The following is a 5,270-nucleotide window of genomic DNA, read 5'->3' as shown; positions in this document are numbered from 1 at the left end:
AACATCTTCTGGACAATCAGCTGCAGCGTTCCTTGCAAGTTTGCCATGGAGATATTTTCTCCAACTACCAAACCTTCAATCTGATGGAACTGGTGGGAGTGAGTCGCATCATCGGTATCCCGGCGGAAAACGCGCCCTGGTGAGATCATCTTGAGTGGCCCTTTAGAAAAGTCATGAGCGTCCATAGCTCGCGCCTGTACCGGACTGGTGTGGGTTCTGAGCAGGATTTCCTCTGTAATGTAGAAAGTATCTTGCATATCCCGTGCTGGGTGGTCCTTAGGCAGATTCATCCGCTCAAAGTTGTAATAGTCCTTCTCCACTTCAAAGCCATCCACGACCTGATAGCCCATCCCGATGAAGATATCTTCAATTTCTTCACTAGTTTGGCTAAGAATATGACGGTTCCCAACCGGAATCTGACGGCCAGGCAAGGTCACATCCAAGGATTCCTCAGCCAGTTTCAGAGCGACTAATTGCTCTTCCATCTCTTGTGCAGTCTTTTCAAAGGCTGCTGTCAGAATATCACGCGCTTCATTGACGTGCTTCCCGATAATCGGCCTCATTTCAGCTGAGATATCCTTCATCCCTTTCAGGACTTCAGTCAGTGAACCCTTTTTACCTAATACTGCTACACGCAAATCCTGTAGTTCCTTCTGATTCTCAGCCTCGAGCTGCTTGAGAGAAGCTAGAGTCTCTTCACGCAGGCTTTTTAGTTGTTCTTCAATCGTTTTCGTCATTTTCCCTCCAAAATAAAAAAGCGCATCAATCTCCATAAGCGGAGCGTTGACACGCGGTACCATCCGTTTTTTATCTGGCAAGCCAGACCTTACTTATCAATCCTAGAGCAAGTGAATTCGCCTAGCTTTCATCTAGAGAGCTCTCAGTCGATGGCTCCCCTCCCTGTTAAACTTCCCCTAGGGTACTGGTCTTGCGGATTGCTATTCAGTTATACTTCATTCTAACAGATTTCTAAACATTTCGCAAGCTCAGTTAAAGAATTTACAAAAAGAGACTATCGAGAAAAAGAAGCCTGTCAAGCAACAGACTTCCTTCTTTCTATTTAATCACTTGTCCAGCTTCTTTCAGAACATCTTCTGGTACAGTAATGCCAAGTTCTTTGGCATTTTTGGTATTGATAACAGATTTACCTGTGTCGAAAATATCTACTGCAGTGTCAGCAGGTTTAGCACCTTTAAGGACTTTAGCTACCATTTTACCAGTCGCAACACCTAGGTCATACTGGTCTACAACGACAGAGGCAAGGCCACCTTCTTCTACCATTGCTGTCGCACTTGGATAAATCGGTTTCTTAGCTTCTTTATTGCTGGACACAACTGTCGCAAAAGCTGACGCAATGGTATTGTCAATTGGAATCCAGATAGCATCAACCTTGCCAGTCATGACATTCATAGTTGATGCAATTTCATTGGTTGAAGGAACAGAGTATTCCTCTACCTTGTAGCCTGCCTCTTCAGCCAATTTTTTGAACTCTTCTACCTGAGCTTTGGAGTTGTCTTCGCTGCTAGAGTACAGCGCACCGATAGTTTTTACATCTGGAGTCAATTTTTTAATCAGCTCTAGTTGTTGCTTAGCTGGATTACGGTCAGAGACACCCGTGATATTGCCCCCTGGCTTGTCCAGATTTTTCACTAGATTTGCTCCAACTGGATCTGTGATAGCTCCCATGACAATAGGCTTGTTCTTAGTAGCTGCAGCCAGTCCTTGTGCAGACGGAGTCGCAATACCAATCAGCACATCGTTGTCATTGGAAACCAACTGCTTACTCATAGTAGAGACCTTACTCTGATCGCCCTCAGCATTCATAAAGTCAATCTTAATCTTGTCGCCCTTATAGCCTTCCTCAGCCAAACCATCCTGAATCCCCTTGTAAATCAAATCCAGCGAAGGATGGCTGACATACTGCAGCACGCCGACCTTGACTGTCTGACTGTCGCTGCTGGTCTTTGTGTTGTTGCCTTTGCTGTTCAAGCTAGAATAGACAATCCCACCGATTGCCAAAACGGCCAGAAGGCCTAAGATAGTTACTAATCGTTTATTTTTCATGTTCTTTCTCCATTTCTATGTTTTATATTTTTTCTGTTTAATCCCTAGGGACGCCATCGTTTAAACATAGGCAATTCTCCTTGTTTTTTTATAATAAGCAACAAAAAATCCTCACACAGGTACTCTGTGTGAGGGCGTAAATCGCGGTGCCACCTCAATTATGGAAAATAACTAGTATTCCCATATCTCTGTCTTGTCATCAAACAAGCTGCACTGTAAGGTGTGCCTACCGAATTCTTATTGTTTCAAATTCATTTTATCCATTAGCCCAATTTCGTAAAGATTTGCTGCTCATTTCCACCAACCACGAGCTCGCTATAAACAAATGCATCTACTACTTTTCTAATTTCCTATATTTTAAGTTTTTCCTGAAAGGATGTCAAGACCTTTTTGAAAATTTTTATAAAATGTTCGGATTTGATTTATCGAGGCAGTTATAGGTAAAAATTAAATTGCTTTTTGGCGAGACTTTAGAAGCTTTTAGCTTGGTTTTTTGTTATAATTTTCTGTAGCAACTTTCAAGGAGAAAAGCATGTCTTTCGACGGATTTTTTTTACACCACATGACTGAGGAGCTCCGCCGCGAATTAGTGGGCGGCCGCATTCAGAAGATTAATCAGCCCTTTGAACAGGAGCTGGTTTTACAGATTCGCAGCAACCGCCAAAGCCACAAGCTGCTCCTATCAGCCCACTCGGTCTTTGGGCGCGTCCAGCTGACAGATACCACGTTTGAAAATCCAGCTGTTCCCAATACCTTTATCATGGTGATGCGCAAATACCTGCAGGGCGCTGTTATTGAAGCAATCCAGCAAGTGGAGAATGACCGGATTTTGGAAATCAGCGTCTCCAATAAGAACGAAATCGGCGACAGCGTAGCTGTGACTCTGATTATCGAAATCATGGGCAAGCACAGCAACATCATTCTCTTGGACAAGGCTAGCGGTAAGATTATTGAAGCCATCAAACATGTCGGATTTTCACAAAATAGCTATCGAACCATCCTGCCGGGCTCAACTTATGTCGCACCGCCTCAGACTGGCAGTCTTAATCCTTTCACTGTAGGCGATGAAAAGCTCTTTGAAATCCTACATACTGAAGACTTAGAGCCCAAACGCCTGCAGCAAATTTTTCAGGGATTGGGTCGGGATACGGCTACTGAGCTCAGTGGCCGTCTGACAGCTGACAAGCTCAAAACTTTCCGAGCCTTCTTTGCCAGTCCGACTCAGCCAAGCCTGACCGAAAAATCCTTCTCTGCTCTGCTATTTTCCGACAGCAAGACCCAAATCTCCACCTTATCCGAGCTTTTAGACACTTTTTATAAGGACAAAGCTGAGCGAGACCGGGTCAACCAGCAGGCCAGCGAGCTCATCCGCCGAGTAGAAAATGAGTTGGAAAAGAACCGAAAAAAACTAGGTAAGCAAGAGGAAGAGCTCCTAGCAACGGAGAATGCAGAAGAATTCCGCCAAAAAGGGGAACTCTTGACCACCTTTCTCCATCAGGTGCCCAACGACCAGGACCAGGTAGAGCTAGACAATTACTACACAGGTGAGAAGATTATGATCTCGCTTGACAAAGCCCTGACTCCCAACCAAAATGCCCAGCGCTATTTTAAACGCTACCAGAAGCTCAAGGAAGCTGTCAAACACCTGACCAGCCTGATCGAGGAGACTCGTGCTACTATACTCTACCTAGAGAGCGTGGAAACAGCCCTTGCTCAGGCCAGCCTGACTGAGATTGCGGAAATTCGAGAAGAACTAATCCAAACTGGCTTTATCCGACGGCGCCAGAGAGAGAAAATCCAGAAAAGACAGAAACCGGAGAAATATTTGGCAACAGATGGCCAAACTATTATCCTGGTTGGCCGCAACAATCTACAAAATGATGAGCTGACGTTTAAGATGGCCAAGAAGGACGAGCTTTGGTTTCACGCCAAGGATATTCCAGGTAGTCATGTGGTCATCACAGGCAATCTTCAGCCCAGCGATGAAGTCAAGACAGACGCTGCCGAGCTAGCGGCCTACTTCTCCAAAGCCAGACTCTCTAATCTGGTCCAAGTAGATATGATTGAGACTAGGAAGCTCAACAAACCAACCGGTGGAAAGCCAGGATTTGTCACCTATACAGGCCAGAAAACCCTGCGCGTCACACCTGATGAAGAAAAGATTAAAAGTATGAAGATGTAAAATCGCCCTCTTTAACTAGCAAATTTACTTAGGAGCATTATCGTCATTAGCCAGCTGAAGCTTTCTATTATCTCCATCAACTCCAATGATTTTTTATAAATAAACAGGTAGAACAAAAGTTCTACCTGTTTTTGCGTTCTCTCGAAATTCTTCTAGTTCATTAATAGAATTTCTTCAAGCCTATGTTAGTCTTCAGACTTTTTCTTTCTCTTCTCTAAAGCAATCAGTCCCAAACCTGATACTCCCGCAAGTAAACTTGCTGCTATGTATGAGGTTTCTTCTGTACCGGTCTTAGGAAGGGCTTTTGCACCCTCACTCTTAGAAAGAGATGGCGGTGCAGGCGTAATCGTCCGCTCTGGCTGAACAGGAGCTTCTGTCACAGTCGGAACATAGACTGCTGAAATCGTCTGACCATTGCGGTCTTTGCGAATCACTGTCACACCGTCAGCTTGACCGACAAAGCCCGTTTCCGGTACAAAGGTCACAGTGCCATCTGGGGCAATCGTGTAAGTACCTTGGCCTGGAACAACCTTTTCGGTACTGCTATCCTCGAAAGTTGGCGGAACTGTTGGATCCACGTCGCCTTCAAAGATTGGTTTACCAGTCTGCGGCTGGCCTTTAAGACCTGTGCTGCTGGTATCTTCTTTAGCAGTGCTTCCCAAGACAGTTGGGGTATAGGTAGCCGTCACGGCATTGCCATAAATATCTGAACGCTTCACGACGACTCCGCGAGCAGTTCCGACAAAGTCGGCTTCCGGTACAAAGGTCACTGCCCCCAACATATTGAACCGATAAGTTCCCTCACCTGGGACAACCATCTCTGTGCTGCCATCCGCAAAGGTAGGTGCTACTGCCTGGTCAATCGCTCCTTCAAAGGTTGGCGTGCCCGTTTGAGCTTGGCCTTTGCGACCGCTGGACACACTGTCCTTGCTAGATGATGGTTCAACCACGGTTGGAACATAGCGAGCTGTCACTGAGGTGCCATTCTTATCGCGACGGACAAGAGTCACATCGCTTCCCTGAC

4 protein-coding genes and 1 other annotated feature are annotated in these 5,270 nt (G+C 45.6%); of the genes, 1 reads left to right on the top strand and 3 read right to left on the bottom strand.

Annotation, left to right across the window (positions count from 1 at the left end; translation table 11 throughout):
• Nucleotides 1-737: phenylalanine--tRNA ligase subunit alpha (locus QZ169_RS11290; protein WP_295507107.1), on the bottom strand; the 737-nt coding region annotated here is incomplete at its 3' end.
• 319 nt (nucleotides 738-1,056) lie between these two features.
• Entirely contained in the window at nucleotides 1,057-2,064 is a 1,008-nt protein-coding gene (trpX, locus tag QZ169_RS11285; protein ID WP_295507105.1) for a tryptophan ABC transporter substrate-binding protein, read from the bottom strand.
• A gap of 127 nt (nucleotides 2,065-2,191) precedes the next feature.
• Nucleotides 2,192-2,424: a binding site (T-box leader), on the bottom strand.
• A gap of 172 nt (nucleotides 2,425-2,596) precedes the next feature.
• Here trpX and fbpA point away from each other — a divergent pair.
• Nucleotides 2,597-4,246 (top strand): Rqc2 family fibronectin-binding protein FbpA, encoded by a 1,650-nt coding sequence (fbpA, locus tag QZ169_RS11280; RefSeq protein ID WP_295507103.1) that lies wholly within the window; start codon nucleotides 2,597-2,599, stop codon nucleotides 4,244-4,246.
• 185 nt (nucleotides 4,247-4,431) lie between these two features.
• Here the strand turns inward: fbpA and QZ169_RS11275 are convergent.
• The coding region (locus QZ169_RS11275) for an LPXTG cell wall anchor domain-containing protein (RefSeq protein WP_295507101.1) at nucleotides 4,432-5,270 on the bottom strand (839 nt) is incomplete at its 5' end.

The organism is uncultured Streptococcus sp., assembly GCF_905372115.1.
Classification (GTDB): domain Bacteria; phylum Bacillota; class Bacilli; order Lactobacillales; family Streptococcaceae; genus Streptococcus.
The sequence above is the reverse complement of the archived record's forward strand: the minus strand, read 5'-3'. Positions and strand labels throughout refer to the sequence as shown.

Excerpts from the sequence above, each read along its gene's own strand:
- trpX (WP_295507105.1), bottom strand. The coding sequence starts at position 2,064 with ATGAAAAATAAACGATTAGTAACTATCTTAGGCCTTCTGGCCGTTTTG.
- fbpA (WP_295507103.1), top strand. The coding sequence starts at position 2,597 with ATGTCTTTCGACGGATTTTTTTTACACCACATGACTGAGGAGCTCCGC.